Raw genomic sequence first — 15,688 nt, 5'->3', positions numbered from 1 at the left:
GGTGGGTGCGGCAATGGTCAAAGCTATCAAGTTGCGTGACTGGTTTGGCCAAGGCCAATGTTTACCTGGCGCCCCGTAGGAGCTGCCGAAGGCTGCGATCTTTTGATCTTGCTTCTTAAAATCAAGATCAAAAGATCGCAGCCTTCGGCAGCTCCTACAGGGCAACGGACTTCGCTAATCGGGTTCGTTGAGGATCAGGCTGCGGTAATGCCCCGGATTGGTCCCCGACCACTTGCGAAACGCCTTGTAGAACGAACTCGCATCGGCAAAGCCCAGGCGCGCGGCAATCTCGGCAAAGCTGATGGCCGGTTCCGCCAGCCAGACGATGGCCAGTTCCTTGCGCACGCTATCCTTCAGCCCCTGCCAGGTCTGCCCTTCCTCGGCCAAACGGCGGCGCAGGGTCGAGGCCGACATGCACAGTTGCTGCGCCAGGGCTTCGGTTTCCGGCCAGTGCTCGGCGGGCAGTTGGCGCAGGTCATGTTTGATTCGGCTGGCGAGGCTTTCCGGGTCGCGGTATTTGACCAGGATGTTGGCCGGCGCATGGGCGAGGAAGCGCTTGAGTTCTTCGGGGCTGCGCTTGATCGGCAGGTCGAGGCAATCGGCGGCGAAGATCATCCGGGTGCGCGGCCGGTCGAAGCGCAAGTTCTCGGAGAACATCACCTGATAGTCATCGCAAAAATCCGGCGCCGGGCAGCGCAGTTCGATGGCCAGGATCGGAATCCGCCGCCCCGCCAGCCAGCAGGCGACGCCGTGAACGATCATCCAGTAGGTGAAATAGGTGAAGGCCCGGCGCGGGTCCTGGTCGTCTTCCAGCAGCACAATTTCGGCCAGGCTTTGCTGGCGCACCAGTTGCGCGGGCAGGTGTTCGAGCATCAATGACAGAAAGCTCAGGCCCGAGGTCAGGCCGGCGGCGAGGTTCGGCTGGACCATGGCGCAACGGCATAAAAACGCAAGGCTGCCGGATTTGAGCTGGCGCGGGTCCATGCCGAAAAACTCGTCGTCACCGCGCCGGGCCAGCAGGCGCCACAAACGCGCATAGGCAGTGGCCGGGACGCGGGCGTTGGTGGTCAACAACAGCGCCGGATCGATGCCGACCTTGTGCAACACCTCTTCCGTGGCGGCACCCGGGGCGCAGCTTTGCAACAGCGCTTCACGCACCAGTTGAATGGCGATGGTGTCTTTTTCCGACATTGAGTGTGGCGAGCCCGGTTCTTGTTCAAGTGACGGGCATATTAGCCCAGCGCATAGCCCTGTGGGAGCGGGCTTGCTCGCGAAGGGGCCGTGTCAGTCAGCATTTATTTGAATGGCACACCGCCTTCGCGGGCAAGCCTCTCTCCTACATGGATTTGAGTCGATCACAAATTTGTGGTCATCCTGCAAACCTGTAGGAGCGAAGCTTGCTCGCGAAGAGGCCGGCACATTCAACATCTCTGTTGACTGATACGACCCCTTCGCGAGCAAGCCCGCACCCACAAAGGGCGAGGTGATTTTGGGCCGTTCAGCTTAGGTTCAGATAAAAGTCAATCTGCGTCGTTTGAGAATGAGTGTCATTATGTTACAAATTAGCATCCTCTCTAACGACGTCACGGTGCTGAATGCTTGTTCCCTTTCTGATCATGCTGCGCGAAGGCATTGAAGCGGCGTTGATCGTCGGCATTATCGCCAGCTACCTCAAGCAAACCGGCCGTGGCCAGTGGATGCCCGCCGTGTGGATTGGCGTGTTTCTCGCCGCCGCGCTGGCCTTGTTGGTCGGCGGTGGCCTGGAACTGATGAGCGCCGAATTCCCGCAGAAACAACAGGAACTGTTCGAAGGCATCGTTGGCCTGGTCGCCGTGGGCATCCTCAGTTCGATGGTGTTCTGGATGCGCAAAGTGGCGCGTTCGATCAAGCACTCCCTGCACGTGTCCCTCGATCACGCCCTGGCGGGCTCCAAGCACCAGGTCACGGCGTTGATCGCCATGGTGTTTTTCGCCGTGGCCCGGGAAGGTCTGGAGACGGTGTTCTTCCTGCTCGCAGTGTTCCAGCAAAGCGAAGGTCCGGCGGCACCGATTGGCGCCCTGCTCGGCCTGATCCTGGCGATCATCGTCGGTTTCCTGATCTACACCGGCAGCATGCGTCTGAACCTCAGCGCGTTCTTCCGCTGGACTGGCCTGTTCATCCTGGTGGTGGCCGCCGGCATCCTTTCCAACTCGGTGCAGGCCCTGCATGAAGCGGGCGTCTGGAATCACCTGCAAACCGTGCTTTTCGACTTCAGCGCCACGCTGCCGATGGACGGCCCGTTGGGCTCGGTGCTGGCCGGCATGTTCGGTTATCAGGACGCGCCAACCGTCAGCACCCTTGGGGCGTATCTCATTTATCTGATGTTCGCGCTGGTGATGTTCTTTCTTCCGGCTCCCGCGCCCGCCAAGCAATCTTCTTCCGTTTCCAGCCAGTAAGGGCATTCATGTCAACGCCTACTCCTCCCGTGGCCTCCCCTCCCCGCGCGCTGCGCTGGGCGGTGGCCGGTTCGGTGATCGTGATGATCGCCGCCGGTGGCCTGTTCTATTACGCCTCGAAAATAGCCGCCGAAAAGCGCCAGACCAACCACGATGAAGTCGTGGTGAACATTCACCCTAAAAGCTGCGAGCCGAACGCGCTGACGGTCCCGGCCGGGCGTGCGAGTTTCCGCATCGTCAACCGCTCGGACCGTGCAGTGGAATGGGAAATCCTCGACGGCGTGCTGGTGGTCGAAGAACGGGAGAACATCGCCCCGGGCCTGAGCCAGGTGATCAACGCTAACCTGGCGCCCGGCGATTACGCGATCACCTGCGGTTTGCTGAGCAACCCGCGTGGCACCTTGCACGTGACCCCGACCGCCGCTTCCGATGCCGCCGCCAAGGCCCGTCCGTCGATGGTGGCGTTTATCGGCCCGCTGTCGGAATTCCGCGTGTACCTGAGCAGCCAAAGCAGCGCGCTGATCAAAGCCGTCACGGCCCTCAAGCAAGCCATCGAAGCCGGCGATCTGGCCCAGGCCCAGGCGCTTTACGTGCCGGCCCGCGCCGCCTATCAACGGATCGCCCCGGCGGCCCAGCGTCTGGCCGAACTGGACAATGCCATCAACGCCCGCGCCGATTACTTCGAAAAACGTGAGCAAGATTCGGCCTTCACCGGTTTCCATCGCCTCGAATACGCCCTGTTCCAACAACGCAAACTCGACGCCCTGGCGCCCGTGGCCATGCAGTTGATCATCGACATCACCACGCTCAAGCAGCAATTGCTCGCCCAATCCCTGCCGCCGGAGCAATTGGTGAGCATCGTGGTGCGCAACCTCAACAGCATCGCCGACGTGCGCGCCAGCAGCGGTGAAGAAGAACGCTACAGCCACACCGACCTGAACGGTTTCGCCGCCAATCTGGACGCGGCGCGCAAAGTCGTCGATCTGTTGCGGCCATTGCTGGCCAAGTCTGCTGCCGACCTGTTGCCGAAAATCGACGCCGCCATCAGCGCTTTCGACGCCGAGCTCAACGGTTTCAAAGTCAATGATGGCTACGCCAGCTACGACACGGTCAGTGCCGAGCAGCGCAAACAGATCGCTGACAAGGCCAAGGCTCTGGCCGACGTACTCGATGGAATCGACCCCGCCCTTGGCCTTTCCGGCCTGTAAGCAGAAGACGACTTTTACATGAAAGATTTAGAACAGTTTTCCGCCCAGCGTCGCCGCGTATTGATGGGCATGGGCGCCGCCGGTGTTGCGTTGGCCGGCAGCGCGTTGAGCTGCCCGGCGATGGCCGCCTCAAGCCAAGTCACCGAAGCACCGAGCAGCGACAAGACCGAAGATCGCCACGACTTTTATGGCAAGCACCAGACCGGGATCGTCACCCCACGCCCGGCGTCGGGCATGTTGGTGTCCTTCGACGTATTGGCCAGTGATCGTGAAGACCTGGAGCGGCTGTTCCGCACCCTCAACGAGCGCATCGCGTTCCTGATGAAGGGCGGCGCGGTCACGCAAGTCGATCCGAAACTGCCGCCCGTGGATTCGGGCATCCTCGGCCCGGTGGTCACCCCGGATAACCTGACCATCACCGTGTCGGTCGGCGAATCGCTGTTCGACGAGCGTTTCGGCCTGGCCAGCGCCAAACCCAAGCGCCTGATCCGCATGGTCGGTTTCCCCAATGACGCGCTGGAAGCCGATTGCTGCCACGGTGACTTGAGCTTGCAGTTCTGCTCCAACACCACCGACACCAACATCCACGCCCTGCGCGACATCGTGAAAAACCTGCCGGACCTGCTGCTGGTGCGCTGGAAACAGGAAGGCAGCGTGCCCCCGCAAGCCCCGGCCAAACCCGGCGTGCCGGCGCAGAGCGCGCGCAATTTCCTCGGCTTTCGCGATGGCTCGGCCAACCCGGACTCCAACGACGCCAAGACCATGGACACCATCGTCTGGGTGCAACCGGGCAGCGACGAACCGGCCTGGGCCGCCAATGGCAGTTATCAAGCGGTGCGGATCATCCGCAACTTCGTTGAACGCTGGGACCGCACACCCCTGCAAGAACAGGAAAGCATCCTCGGCCGGGTCAAGAGCACCGGCGCACCGATGGGCGGCGAGCACGAAACCCAGGTCCCGGACTACGCCAAGGACCCGGAAGGCAAGCTGATCAAGCTTGACGCACACATCCGCCTGGCCAACCCGCGCACCGCTGCCACGCAAGCCAACCTGATCCTGCGTCGGCCGTTCAACTACTCCAACGGCGTGAACAAGAACGGCCAGCTCGAAATGGGCCTGCTGTTCATCTGCTACCAGGCCGACCTGGAAAAAGGCTTTATCACCGTACAAACCCGACTCAACGGCGAGCCGTTGGAGGAATACCTCAAGCCAGTGGGCGGCGGGTACTTCTTCACATTGCCGGGTGTGACGGGCGACAAGGATTTCATTGGTCGCTCGCTGCTGAACGCCACACAACCCAAAACTGCTGTTTAACAAACACAACAACCCCCACGGAACCGTCCCATGAAAAAGTCGCCACTCGCTTTAATGCTGACCCTTGGCTTGCTCAACACCCCGTTTTCGGCTTTCGCGGCGACGGCGCCGCTGGATCTGGTGGGGCCGGTCTCGGACTACAAGATCTACGTCACCGAGCAACTGGAAGAACTGGGCAGCCACACCCAGGCGTTCACCGACGCCGTGAAAAAAGGCGACCTGGCCACCGCGCAAAAACTCTACGCTCCGACCCGCGTTTATTACGAGTCGATCGAGCCGATTGCCGAGCTGTTCAGTGATCTGGATGCGTCCATCGACTCCCGTGTCGACGACCACGAAAAAGGCGTGAAAGCCGAAGACTTCACCGGTTTCCACCGCATCGAGTACTCGCTGTTCTCGGAAAAGAGCACCAAGGACCTGGGCGCCCTGGCTGACAAGCTGAACGGCGATGTCAAAGACCTGCAAACCCGCGTGGCCGGCCTGACCTTCCCGCCTGAGAAAGTGGTGGGCGGTGCCGCTGCGCTGCTTGAAGAAGTGGCCGCGACCAAGATCTCCGGTGAAGAAGATCGCTACAGCCACACCGACCTGTATGACTTCCAGGGCAACATCGACGGCGCGAAGAAAATCGTCGACCTGTTCCGTCCGCAGATCGAAAAGCAGGACAAAGCCTTCATCGCCAAAGTCGACAAGAACTTTGCTGCTGTGAACAAGATCCTGGCGAAGTACAAAACCAAGGATGGCGGTTTCGAGACGTATGACAAGGTGAAAGAAGCTGACCGTAAGGCGCTGGTTGGCCCGGTTAACACCTTGGCTGAAGATCTGTCGACACTGCGTGGCAAGTTGGGTCTGAACTAAATATCGGCGTTGTTTGTAAAAAGATCGCAGCCTTCGGCAGCTCCTACAGAAATCGGTGTAGGCGCTGCCGGAGGCTGCGATCTTTTGCTTTTGGGGCTTACAACATCCGGTAGAGCAATCGCTCAATCCGCACTCGACTCACCCGCTTGAGAAACTTGGCCACCGCCCCCGGGTATTCCGGCAGGGTTTCCAGATCCAGGTAACGCTCGATGCGCCGGGTGTTTTCGAAGATTTCCGCCAGCTCTTTGCGACGGGGTTCCATCAGCTCGCTTTTCGGGTCATCGATCAGCAAAGCGTTTTCCAGATCGAGACGGAACGCCCGCGGGTTGAGGTTGTTGCCGGTCAGCAAGGTGTAGCGCTGATCGACCCACATGCCCTTGAGGTGATAGGTGTTGTCGCCGTCACGCCACAAATGCAGGTTCAACTGGCCGCTGTCGATATTGTGCTGATGGCGCTTGGCGAAGCGGCGCAGGCTGATCTCGTAGAGGTACGGCAGCGCGGCGATCACCTTGAACGGCTCGGTCGGCGGGATGTAGAAGTCGTTGGCGGTCTTGTCGCCGACGATGATGTCGATCTTCACCCCACGGGCCAGGGCCCGGTTGATTTCCCGGGTCACCGCCAATGGCAGGTTGAAGTAAGGCGTGCAGATCGTCAGTTGATGCTGGGCGCTGGCGATCAACTCGCAGATCACCCGGCTCAGCGGGTTGTTCTTGCCGACCCCGAGCAACGGACTGACCGACAGGCCGCTCTTGTCGGTGCTACCCGCCGTGGTGTCGTAGGTTGCGTGCTTGAGACGGCTGCGCAGGTCGCCGATGTCGTTGCGCAGGCTGCGAGTGGTCGGCAGGTTCGGCAGGTCGAGGCGATGCACCGCTTTGGAGGCGATCAAACCGTGCTGGATCAGGTGCTGCATGGAGTCGGCCAGCGCGCTGTTCTGTAGCAGGTGATAACGGTCGTAGCGGTACTTGTCGAATTTGTGCAAATAAACGTTGTTCAGGCTCGCGCCGCTGTAGATCACGCAATCGTCGATCACAAAACCCTTCAAGTGCAGCACGCCGAACAGCTCACGGGTCTGCACCGGCACGCCGTACACCGGCACTTCGCTGGCGTGGGTGCGGGTCATTTCCTGATACCAGGCCGAGTTGCCCGGCTGCTTGCCGGCGCCAATCAAGCCGCGCTGGGCGCGCAGCCAGTCGACCACCACTACCACGTCCAATTCAGGACGCGCCAGTTTGGCGGCGTGCAAGGCATCGAGGATTTCCTGGCCGGCTTCGTCCTGCTGCAGGTACAGCGCGACGATGTAAATGCGCTGGGTGGCCTGGGCGATTTTTTCCAGCAGGCAACGACGGTATTCGGCCGCGCCGGACAGAATGGTGACGGCATCGGCGGTCAGCGGAAAACTGCGCAGTTTGGGCAGCAGAGAGCGTTTGAAAAGCGACGGCATAAGGCTCGCAAAAAGGTCGAATCCGAAGAACCCGAGAGCTTACACCATGGATGGGTTTGGGTCTTGTTACTGTCTGTAATGGCGCCATCGCGGGCAAGCCTTGCTCCTACATTGGAGCGCATTCCCCTGTAGGAGCGAGGCTTGCCCGCGATGGCGATTTAACTGGCGATAAAAATATCCGCTTGACCAAGGAGAACGATCGTTCTACTGTTCACCACATGAACGAAATCACCAGCAACGACACACGCAACATCATTCTGGATGTCACCGAAAAGTTGATCTACAAAAGTGGCATCGCCGCCACCGGCATGGATCTTCTGGTGAAAACCGCCGGCGTCTCCAGAAAGAGCATTTACCGCTACTTCGCCAATAAGGAGGAGCTCACCGTCGCGGCTTTGCAACGTCGCGATGTGCGCTGGATGAACTGGTACAGAACCGAAGTCGACAAGGCGCCGACCCCGGCTGACCGCCTGCTCAATCTGTTTACCGTGCTCAAGGCCTGGTTCGACTCCGACGGCTTTCGCGGCTGCGCCTTTATCAACACCAGCGGCGAAACCGGCGACCCGCAGGACCCGGTTCGCCTGGTGGCCAAAGAACATAAACAGAAACTGCTCGACTACGTGCGCGAGCTTTGCACCGAACATGGCGCTACCGATCCCGAGACGCTGGCCAGACAGCTGCTGATCCTGATCGACGGGGCCATCACCGTTGCGCTTGTGATGGGTGATCACAGTGCCGCCGATAATGCGCAATGCATGTCGCGAAAGTTATTGGACCTGTAGCCGCTTAATCAAGCTCGACAACTTGTTTGAACTTTACTTTGAGAAGGAGACATTCAAATGTCATCTAATGCCGAAGTTCGTCCGCCATTACCGCCATTCACCCGTGAAACCGCTATTCAAAAAGTTCGCTTGGCCGAAGACGGCTGGAACTCCCGCGACCCGGAACGCGTGTCCCTCGCCTACACCCTGGATACCAAATGGCGTAACCGCGCCGAGTTCGCCAACAACCGTGAAGAAGCCAAGGGTTTCCTGACCCGCAAATGGGCCAAGGAACTGGACTACCGGCTGATCAAGGAACTCTGGGCCTTCACCGGTAACCGCATCGCCGTGCGCTACGCCTACGAATGGCACGACGACTCGGGCAATTGGTTCCGTTCCTATGGCAATGAAAACTGGGAGTTCGATGAAAACGGTTTGATGGCCAACCGCTTCGCCTGCATCAACGACCTGCCGATCAAGGAAAGCGAGCGTAAATTCCATTGGCCGCTGGGGCGTCGTCCGGATGATCATCCGGGTTTGTCCGACCTCGGCCTATAAATTGCCTGAATTGAAATGATTCCCCCTGTAGGAGCTGCCGAAGGCTGCGATGATTTTGCTTTTTAAGGGCAAGATCAAAAGATCGCAGCCTCGTTTCACTCGGCAGCTCCTACGGGGTGTTGTGGTGTTTAGGCGACGGCGGCTTGCGGCTTCACGCCGGCCTTGGCCTCAAGCTCACGCACCAACGGCAGCACGCGTTTGCCGAAATACTCCACTTCTTCCTGGAAGTGCAGGAATCCCGCCAGCACCAGATCCACGCCCACCGCTTTCAACGCCACGATGCGCTCGGCAATCTGCTGCGGCGTGCCGATCAGGTTGGTCTTGAAGCCGTCGTTGTACTGCACCAGATCCTCGAATGTCGACTTGGCCCAGTTGCCCTCGCCTTCCGGTGACGCCTTGCCCGCCTGCTTCGCCGCATCGCCAAAAGCATTCACCGCTTCCGGATCGGCTTGATCGATGATCTGTGCCAGCACCGCACGCGCCTCTTCTTCGGTGTCGCGGGCGATGACAAACGCGTTGACCCCGACTTTCACCGAATGATTGTTCGCCGCTGCCTTGGTTCGAATGTCATCAACCTGGGCCTTGATGCCTTCCGGGGTGTTGCCGTTGGTGAAGTACCAATCCGATACGCGCGCCGCCATGTCCCGGGCCGCACGGGAACTGCCGCCCTGGAAAATTTCCGGCTGGCCCAGTGGTTTTGGCTTGAGGCTGTAGTTGTCGAAGCGATAGAAGTCGCCACGGAAGGTGAAGTTGTCCTGACTCCAGATGCCCTTGAGCGAGCGAATGAATTCTTCGGAACGGCGATAGCGTTCGTCGTGCTCCAGCCAGTGTTCGCCGATGGCCTGGAATTCACCTTTGAACCAGCCACTGACGATATTGACCGCGATCCGGCCATTGGTCAGTTGATCGATGGTCGCCAGTTGTTTGGCCGCCAGCGCCGGTTGCCATGGCCCGGGCAGGATCGCTGCGATCACTTTGAGTTTGGTGGTGGCGGCCAGCAATGCGTGGCTGAAGGCTACCGATTCATGCTGGAACTCGGCGCCGTAGCCGGCGGTGAAGCGAATCTGGGTCAGGGCGTATTCGAACCCCGCCTCTTCGGCCAGTTGCGCCAGTTTGCGGTTGTAGTCGATACCCCAGTGGGTGCGTTGTTCGATCTTGCTGACCACCAGCCCGCCGCTGACGTTCGGCACCCAGTAGGCAAATTTGACGGCTTGCTGACTCATTGGTTTGTCCTCGGGACTTTTGGGAAGTCTTTGGACAAGAGCAGCAACCGTGCCAGTGCTGAGCCCCCGCAGTCGCTTAAACACCACGAAACCCCGTAGGAGCTGCCGAAGGCTGCGATCTTTTGATCTTGCTTTTTAAGGGCAAAATCAAAAGATCGCAGCCTTCGGCAGCTCCTACGGGGTATGTGTGGGGGGCAATTTGTTGCTGCGCTGTTGGCTGGGCAACAGTTGAAGCCATCGCATCATCGGCGCGACTCAGCAAATACGGGGCGGCGAGCTTCGGCATGGACCGTGCAATCGCTCCCGGCAGAGGTAAAGCCTTCCACTGCCGATTCAGGAGCTGTCCCTATGACCGACCACCAGGTAATCAACCCCCTTTCCACCGGCACCGACTATGAAGCGCTAGCCGCGCGTTTTCGGCCGATCTTCGAGCGCATCGCCGCCGGCGCCGTTGAGCGCGAACAAACCCGCAGCCTGCCGTATGAACCCATCCAGTGGCTCAAGGAAGCCGGTTTTGGCGCGGTGCGGGTGCCGGTGGAATATGGCGGTGGCGGTGCTTCGGTGCCGCAGTTGTTTGAATTGCTGATCGAACTGGCCGAAGCCGATTCCAACGTACCCCAGGCCTTTCGCGGGCACTTCGCGTTTGCCGAAGACCGCCTCAACGCCGCGCCCGGGCCGGCACGGGATGTCTGGTTCAAACGTTTCGTGGCGGGCGACATTGTCGGTTGCGCCTGGACCGAAATCGGCAGCGTGACCATCGGCGACGTCATTACCAAAGTCTCGCCCCATGGCGATCAATGGCGGCTCAACGGTGAGAAGTTCTACAGCACCGGCAGCATTTTCTCCGACTGGATCGACGTCTACGCCCAGCGCAGCGACACCGGCGGCGACGTGATCGCCGCCGTGCGCACCCGCCAACCCGGCATTGTGCAGAGCGATGACTGGGACGGTTTCGGCCAGCGCACCACCGGCAGCGGTACATCGCGGTTTATCGATGCCGAGGTGGACGCCGAAAACATCATCGACTTCGCCACCCGCTTCAAATACCAGACCGCGTTCTATCAATTGGTCTTGCTCGCGTCGCTGGCGGGGATCGGCCGCGCGGCGCTGCGTGATGTGGCGCATCAAGTGCGCGAGCGCAAACGCATCTACAGCCATGGCAATGCCCCGCACGTCAGCCAGGATGCGCAGGTGCAGCAAGTGGTCGGTGAAATCGCGGCGCTGGTGTATGCCGCCGAGGCCAGCGCGTTGAAGGCTGCGCAACCGGCGCAACGCGCTTACGAGGCGCGTTTTTCCGGTGATGAGGCGTTGGAGCAAGCGGCGAATGTCGCGGCGGAAATCGAATCGGCCAAGGCGCAAGTGGTGGTGACTGAGTTGATTCAGCGTGCGACCACAGAGTTGTTCAATGCGCTGGGGGCTTCGGATATTCGCCAGGGTAAATCCCTCGACCGGCATTGGCGTAATGCGCGGACCGTGTCGTCGCACAACCCGGTGATCTACAAGGCGCGGATTATTGGGGATTGGGTGATCAACGGAACCGAGCCGCCGTTTGTGTGGCAGATCGGGAATGGGCCTGAGCGCAAAAACTAAAGGCCGAACGCCATACCCGTAGGAGCTGCCGAAGGCTGCGATCTTTTGATTTTGCTTTTAAAAGACAAGATCAAAAGATCGCAGCCTCGTTTCACTCGACAGCTCCTACGGGGGGTGGGGCCAGACCGGTCGCCGCCGAAGATGGATATGGGTAAGATACCGGCCTTCCCCGCAGCCCTTTCTGCGCCATGCCGAATTAAGCCGATTCCATGCCTTTCGAACTCAGCGTTGACCTCACCACCCTGGCCATTCTGGCCGTCGTTGCTTTCATTGCCGGCTTCATCGACGCCATTGCCGGCGGTGGCGGTCTGTTGACCACACCTGCCCTGCTGACCGCCGGGCTGCCACCGCACCTGGTGCTGGGCACCAACAAACTGAGTTCGACCTTCGGCTCGGCCACCGCCAGTTTCACCTTCTACCGCCGCAAGCTGTTCCACCCACGGCAATGGGTGCACGCCATCGTCGGTACGTTGGTCGGCGCGCTGACCGGCGCTGTGGTTGCGCATTACCTGCCGGCAGAATGGCTGAACAAGATGCTTCCGGTGATCGTCTTCGCCTGTGGCGTCTACCTGTTGTTCGGCGGCACGCCAAAAGCGCCGCTGGACAGCGACGCGCCGATCAAGAAAAAGTGGCAATCGACCCAGGGCTTCGGCCTCGGCTTCTATGACGGCGTGGCCGGTCCTGGCACGGGTGCATTCTGGACCGTCAGCAGCCTGCTGATGTACCCCATCGACCTGGTGAAGGCCAGCGGTGTGGCCCGCAGCATGAACTTCGTCAGCAACATTGCGGCGCTGTCGGTGTTTGTGTTTTCCGGGCAGGTGGATTGGGTGATCGGCCTGAGCATGGGCCTGTCGGTGATGGTCGGTGCGTTCTTCGGTGCACGCTCCGCCATCAGCGGCGGAGCCAAATTCATTCGCCCGGTGTTCATCACCGTGGTGCTTGGTTTGACCGTGCGGTTAGCCTGGCAACACTGGTTCAGCGTGGCCTAAGCGCCGCGCCAGGTAGACATCGATCAGGTAACGGGCAATCGAGCGCGACGCCGGCAATGGCGGCATCGCGTGGACGTTGAACCATTGGGCGTCCTCGATCTCGTCCTCCTGACAGACGATCTCGCCACCGGCATATTCGGCGTGAAACCCCAACATCATCGAATGCGGGAACGGCCAGCACTGGCTGCCCATGTACTGGATGTTCTTGACCTCGATCTGCACCTCTTCGCGGACCTCGCGAATCAGGCATTCCTCGGCCGACTCACCCGGTTCGGCAAACCCCGCCAACGTGCTATAGACCCCGGTAACGAAGCGTGGCGAACGCGCCAGCAACACTTCATCACCACGGGTCACCAGTACGATCATGCTCGGCGAAATTCGCGGGTAATAGCGAATGTCGCAGGGCTCGCAATACATCGCCCGCTCACGGAAAACCTGCTGGGTCGCCTGCCCGCAATTGCCGCAAAAGCGGTGTTCGCGGTACCAGGTGCCGATCTGCGCGGCGTAACCGAGAATCCGGTAAACCGTGTGATCGCCTTCGAGCATGAACGCCCGCAGGCCCTTCCAGTTGCAGCCGGGCACTTCGCTGTGGCTGCGCAACTCGATCAGGTACACCGGTTCGCCATCGAGATGACCGATGCCGTGTTCGGCAAGGATCGACAAGTCCTGGCGCTTGAGCCATTCCCGGGGGAACAGCGCGCCGTTGTCATCGAACAGAAAGCCTTCGGGGCTGCGTGCCACGGCCCAGCCGCCGGGTTGATCGGTGTCCAGTACTGCGGTGGTCCAGCGTGAAGTCATGGTTAATCAGTCCAGAAATTCGGGTTTCTGTTTGCTCATATGGGCGGCCATGGCCACGCGCAAATCGGTGGATTGCAGCATGGCGGCGTTCCAGGTGGCGACGTATTCGAGGCCGTCGTCGATGCGATGGTCGCGCATGTAGCTGATCATCTCTTTGGTACCGGTAATCGCGATCGGCGACTTGCTGGCGATCTCGCGGGCAATGCCCATCACGCCGTCGAGCAGGCTGGTGTTGTCGCTGTAAACGCGATTGACCAGGCCCATGCCGCGCGCTTCCTCGGCGCCAAACTGGCGACCAGTGTAAGCCAGTTCACGCAGCATGCCGTCACCGATGATCCGCGGCAAGCGTTGCAAGGTGCCGACGTCGGCGGCCATGCCGATGTCGATTTCCTTGATCGAGAATTGCGCGTCTTCGGCGGCGTAACGCATGTCACAGGCCGAGATCAGGTCAATAGCGCCGCCCAGGCAGTAGCCCTGAATGGCCGCGAGCACCGGTTTGCGGCAGTTGTCGACGGCATTGAACGAGGCTTGCAGGGACAGGATCTTGCGGCGCAACAGGCGCGCGTTGCGGCCGACGTCCTTGCCCAGTTCGTTGGCCACGCCGGCGAGCATCATCAGGTCGATGCCCGAGGAAAAGTGTTTGCCGGCACCGCTCAGGACCACCACCCGCACGTCGTCGGTGTCGTCGATCCAACGGAAAATCTCGATGATCTCACTCCAGAACGCGGCGTTCATCGAGTTGATCTTGTCTGGACGGTTGATCTGCACATGGGCGATTTTGTCGGCGAGTTCGACGGTGAACGCGGTGTACTGAGACATGGCAGTGATCCTTGACCGGGCAGAAAATGAGGCCGGAACTATAACAAGACATCGCGGGTGGGATAAGGCAGTGGTTCGGCCAAATGCGGGACTGGCTTGAGTTCTCTGTTGTCTGGGCGGGCCTCTTCGCGAGCAAGCTTCGCTCCTACAGGGGATCGCATCCCTATGTAGGAGCGAAGCTTGCTCGCGAAGGACCGCACTGCCGATTTAACTGCCCTTCACCGCCACAAACGCCGCCGTCACATAAGGCACCGTAATCACATCCTTGCCCCGCAACGCCGGCTCACTCTCGATTAGCGCCCGCATCTGCGCATCCACGTTGTCTCGCTGAGCCTGGGGCAACGCCGCAATAAAACTGGTGGACCGCACCCGATTGAAAATCACATCTTCCGGCGACCCCGTATGTTCATGACCAAAATGCTGCGCCTGCAACGGCCCAAACGCCTTGTGCGGAAAGGCCAGGCGCCAGGCACCGGTGTAGAAGCGCGGGGTATCGCCCTCCAGTGCATTGACGATCGCATCCAGTTTCGGCACCCAACTGACCCGGGTATCGCGCAGGTTCCACACCAGGCCCAACTTGCCACCCGGTTTGAGTACACGGGCTATTTCAGTCAGCGCTTGCGGGCTGGCGAACCAGTGGAAGGCCTGGGCGCACACCACCACATCCACCGAAGCATCCGGCAGCGGCAAGTCGGTGGCGGTGCCGCTGACCGCCAGCACATCAGGATAAGCGGCGGACAATTTCTCAAGCATTTCCGGTACCGGCTCGACGGCAATCACCTGCGCCCCGGTAGCAACCAACCGTCCGGTGAACTTGCCGGTGCCGGCGCCGAGGTCGATCACGGTTTTGTCGTCATTCAAGCCCAATGTGCCTGTTAGCCAATCGGCCACTTGCGGCGGATAATCCGGGCGGCCGCGCACGTAGGTGTCGGCGCCGGTTTTGTAGCCATCGGCGGCAGCATGGTGAATGTGTTCTCTCATGGCAGTTCTCCCGATACACATCAATGCTGTCGAGCATAGCGTCTGGCTTAATGCTTTCCGTGCAAAGAACCGCACAAAGAAATGAATAATTGTTCACACAGCGGTGTTCACTGCCCATCGCCCATAAGGAAAGCCCATGAACACTCCGACACGTTACGATCGCCTGACCATGAGCCTGCATTGGCTCACCGCCGCGTTGGTGATTTTCCTGTTCTCCAGTGCACTGATCTGGGATCAACTGGCCAAGGGCACGCCGCTGCGCAAAGGGCTGCAATCGGTGCACATATCCTGCGGCATCCTGCTGGCGGTGATTGTCATCGGTCGGTTGTTCTGGCGCCTGTCCCGTGGCCGCCGACTGCCGCCGATTAATAAAGGCGTCATGAACATTGCCGCTAAAACTGCCCATTTGGCGCTGTATCTGCTGCTGTTGAGCCAGATCGTGCTGGGTTTTCTGTTTCGCTGGGCCCAGGGCGAACCGTTCAACTTCTTTGGGCTGTTCGATGTCCCAACCCTGATGACTTTTGATAAAAGCATGAAGTCGGTGTTCGGCGGTCTGCATGAGCAAGTGGCTTGGGTCATCATCATTCTGGCCGGGGTACACGCGGTGATGGCGCTGATTCACCATTACGGTCTGCGGGACGGCACATTGCGCCGGATGCTGCCGGGGCGCGATTCGTACTGAATCGAATAAAAACCCGGCCCCCGGTGTTCTCTAG

Annotated in this window: 15 protein-coding genes; 9 read left to right on the top strand and 6 right to left on the bottom strand. The window is 60.1% G+C overall.

Translation table 11 applies throughout. The features are described 5' to 3' along the window. Nucleotides 1-174 precede the first annotated feature (174 nt). Nucleotides 175-1,191 (bottom strand): AraC family transcriptional regulator, encoded by a 1,017-nt coding sequence (locus V5E99_RS24495; RefSeq protein WP_499804810.1) that lies wholly within the window; start codon nucleotides 1,189-1,191, stop codon nucleotides 175-177. 404 nt (nucleotides 1,192-1,595) lie between these two features. On the opposite strand from V5E99_RS24495, the gene efeU reads away from it, so the two are divergent. The 4 genes from efeU to efeO (V5E99_RS24475) are packed head-to-tail and all read left to right on the top strand — an operon-like array spanning nucleotide 1,596 to nucleotide 5,812. Then, complete coding sequence (gene efeU, locus V5E99_RS24490; RefSeq protein WP_499804809.1) at nucleotides 1,596-2,435, top strand: iron uptake transporter permease EfeU; 840 nt, start codon at nucleotides 1,596-1,598, stop codon at nucleotides 2,433-2,435. Nucleotides 2,436-2,443: 8 nt separating this feature from the next. Beyond that, entirely contained in the window at nucleotides 2,444-3,643 is a 1,200-nt protein-coding gene (gene efeO, locus V5E99_RS24485) for an iron uptake system protein EfeO (RefSeq protein WP_499804808.1), read from the top strand. An 18-nt stretch (nucleotides 3,644-3,661) separates the two neighbouring features. Then, nucleotides 3,662-4,957 (top strand): iron uptake transporter deferrochelatase/peroxidase subunit, encoded by a 1,296-nt coding sequence (gene efeB / locus V5E99_RS24480; RefSeq protein WP_499804807.1) that lies wholly within the window; start codon nucleotides 3,662-3,664, stop codon nucleotides 4,955-4,957. Nucleotides 4,958-4,987: 30 nt separating this feature from the next. Then, the gene (efeO, locus tag V5E99_RS24475) at nucleotides 4,988-5,812 is read left to right on the top strand and encodes an iron uptake system protein EfeO (protein WP_499804806.1); all 825 of its coding nucleotides are present in this window, start codon (nucleotides 4,988-4,990) and stop codon (nucleotides 5,810-5,812) included. 97 nt (nucleotides 5,813-5,909) lie between these two features. Here efeO (V5E99_RS24475) and pssA read toward each other — a convergent pair whose 3' ends face one another. Continuing rightward, nucleotides 5,910-7,253 (bottom strand): CDP-diacylglycerol--serine O-phosphatidyltransferase, encoded by a 1,344-nt coding sequence (gene pssA / locus V5E99_RS24470; RefSeq protein ID WP_499804805.1) that lies wholly within the window; start codon nucleotides 7,251-7,253, stop codon nucleotides 5,910-5,912. 50 nt (nucleotides 7,254-7,303) lie between these two features. Here pssA and V5E99_RS24465 point away from each other — a divergent pair, with 50 nt between their 5' ends. Beyond that, nucleotides 7,304-8,035, top strand: coding sequence for a TetR/AcrR family transcriptional regulator (locus V5E99_RS24465; protein ID WP_499804804.1), 732 nt, complete (start codon nucleotides 7,304-7,306; stop codon nucleotides 8,033-8,035). 57 nt (nucleotides 8,036-8,092) lie between these two features. Beyond that, nucleotides 8,093-8,572 (top strand): nuclear transport factor 2 family protein, encoded by a 480-nt coding sequence (locus V5E99_RS24460; RefSeq protein WP_499804803.1) that lies wholly within the window; start codon nucleotides 8,093-8,095, stop codon nucleotides 8,570-8,572. A gap of 128 nt (nucleotides 8,573-8,700) precedes the next feature. Here V5E99_RS24460 and sfnG read toward each other — a convergent pair whose 3' ends face one another. Further along, the gene (sfnG, locus tag V5E99_RS24455; RefSeq protein WP_499804802.1) at nucleotides 8,701-9,795 is read right to left on the bottom strand and encodes a dimethylsulfone monooxygenase SfnG; all 1,095 of its coding nucleotides are present in this window, start codon (nucleotides 9,793-9,795) and stop codon (nucleotides 8,701-8,703) included. A gap of 348 nt (nucleotides 9,796-10,143) precedes the next feature. On the opposite strand from sfnG, the gene V5E99_RS24450 reads away from it, so the two are divergent. Beyond that, nucleotides 10,144-11,385 (top strand): acyl-CoA dehydrogenase family protein, encoded by a 1,242-nt coding sequence (locus V5E99_RS24450; protein ID WP_499804801.1) that lies wholly within the window; start codon nucleotides 10,144-10,146, stop codon nucleotides 11,383-11,385. A gap of 209 nt (nucleotides 11,386-11,594) precedes the next feature. Beyond that, entirely contained in the window at nucleotides 11,595-12,374 is a 780-nt protein-coding gene (locus tag V5E99_RS24445; RefSeq protein WP_499804800.1) for a TSUP family transporter, read from the top strand. On the opposite strand, the gene nudC is transcribed toward V5E99_RS24445, so the two are convergent. From nudC to V5E99_RS24430, 3 genes are all read right to left on the bottom strand, one after another. Further along, complete coding sequence (gene nudC, locus V5E99_RS24440) at nucleotides 12,342-13,172, bottom strand: NAD(+) diphosphatase (RefSeq protein WP_499804799.1); 831 nt, start codon at nucleotides 13,170-13,172, stop codon at nucleotides 12,342-12,344. The genes V5E99_RS24445 and nudC overlap by 33 nt on opposite strands. 6 nt (nucleotides 13,173-13,178) lie before the next feature. Next, a complete protein-coding gene (locus tag V5E99_RS24435) occupies nucleotides 13,179-13,991 on the bottom strand; it encodes a crotonase/enoyl-CoA hydratase family protein (RefSeq protein ID WP_499804798.1) in 813 nt (270 codons plus the stop codon). Between the two features lie 207 nt (nucleotides 13,992-14,198). Next, entirely contained in the window at nucleotides 14,199-14,972 is a 774-nt protein-coding gene (locus V5E99_RS24430) for a class I SAM-dependent methyltransferase (protein WP_499804797.1), read from the bottom strand. 136 nt (nucleotides 14,973-15,108) lie between these two features. Between V5E99_RS24430 and V5E99_RS24425 the strand changes: the two genes are divergently transcribed. After that, nucleotides 15,109-15,654, top strand: a complete 546-nt coding sequence (locus tag V5E99_RS24425) for a cytochrome b (protein WP_499804796.1) — start codon at nucleotides 15,109-15,111, stop codon at nucleotides 15,652-15,654. Nucleotides 15,655-15,688: the final 34 nt, after the last annotated feature.

The sequence above is a fragment of the Janthinobacterium sp. LPB2021202312-11-4 genome, assembly GCF_037049705.1.
In the GTDB taxonomy this organism is placed as follows: domain Bacteria; phylum Pseudomonadota; class Gammaproteobacteria; order Pseudomonadales; family Pseudomonadaceae; genus Aquipseudomonas.
The sequence above is the reverse complement of the archived record's forward strand: the minus strand, read 5'-3'. Positions and strand labels throughout refer to the sequence as shown.

Excerpts from the sequence above, each read along its gene's own strand:
- efeO (WP_499804808.1), top strand. The coding sequence starts at position 2,444 with ATGTCAACGCCTACTCCTCCCGTGGCCTCCCCTCCCCGCGCGCTGCGC.
- nudC (WP_499804799.1), bottom strand. The coding sequence starts at position 13,172 with ATGACTTCACGCTGGACCACCGCAGTACTGGACACCGATCAACCCGGC.
- V5E99_RS24445 (WP_499804800.1), top strand. The coding sequence starts at position 11,595 with ATGCCTTTCGAACTCAGCGTTGACCTCACCACCCTGGCCATTCTGGCC.
- V5E99_RS24465 (WP_499804804.1), top strand. The coding sequence starts at position 7,304 with ATGGGTTTGGGTCTTGTTACTGTCTGTAATGGCGCCATCGCGGGCAAG.
- V5E99_RS24425 (WP_499804796.1), top strand. The coding sequence starts at position 15,109 with ATGAACACTCCGACACGTTACGATCGCCTGACCATGAGCCTGCATTGG.
- efeB (WP_499804807.1), top strand. The coding sequence starts at position 3,662 with ATGAAAGATTTAGAACAGTTTTCCGCCCAGCGTCGCCGCGTATTGATG.
- V5E99_RS24495 (WP_499804810.1), bottom strand. The coding sequence starts at position 1,191 with ATGTCGGAAAAAGACACCATCGCCATTCAACTGGTGCGTGAAGCGCTG.
- sfnG (WP_499804802.1), bottom strand. The coding sequence starts at position 9,795 with ATGAGTCAGCAAGCCGTCAAATTTGCCTACTGGGTGCCGAACGTCAGC.
- V5E99_RS24435 (WP_499804798.1), bottom strand. The coding sequence starts at position 13,991 with ATGTCTCAGTACACCGCGTTCACCGTCGAACTCGCCGACAAAATCGCC.
- efeU (WP_499804809.1), top strand. The coding sequence starts at position 1,596 with ATGCTTGTTCCCTTTCTGATCATGCTGCGCGAAGGCATTGAAGCGGCG.
- V5E99_RS24430 (WP_499804797.1), bottom strand. The coding sequence starts at position 14,972 with ATGAGAGAACACATTCACCATGCTGCCGCCGATGGCTACAAAACCGGC.
- efeO (WP_499804806.1), top strand. The coding sequence starts at position 4,988 with ATGAAAAAGTCGCCACTCGCTTTAATGCTGACCCTTGGCTTGCTCAAC.
- pssA (WP_499804805.1), bottom strand. The coding sequence starts at position 7,253 with ATGCCGTCGCTTTTCAAACGCTCTCTGCTGCCCAAACTGCGCAGTTTT.
- V5E99_RS24450 (WP_499804801.1), top strand. The coding sequence starts at position 10,144 with ATGACCGACCACCAGGTAATCAACCCCCTTTCCACCGGCACCGACTAT.
- V5E99_RS24460 (WP_499804803.1), top strand. The coding sequence starts at position 8,093 with ATGTCATCTAATGCCGAAGTTCGTCCGCCATTACCGCCATTCACCCGT.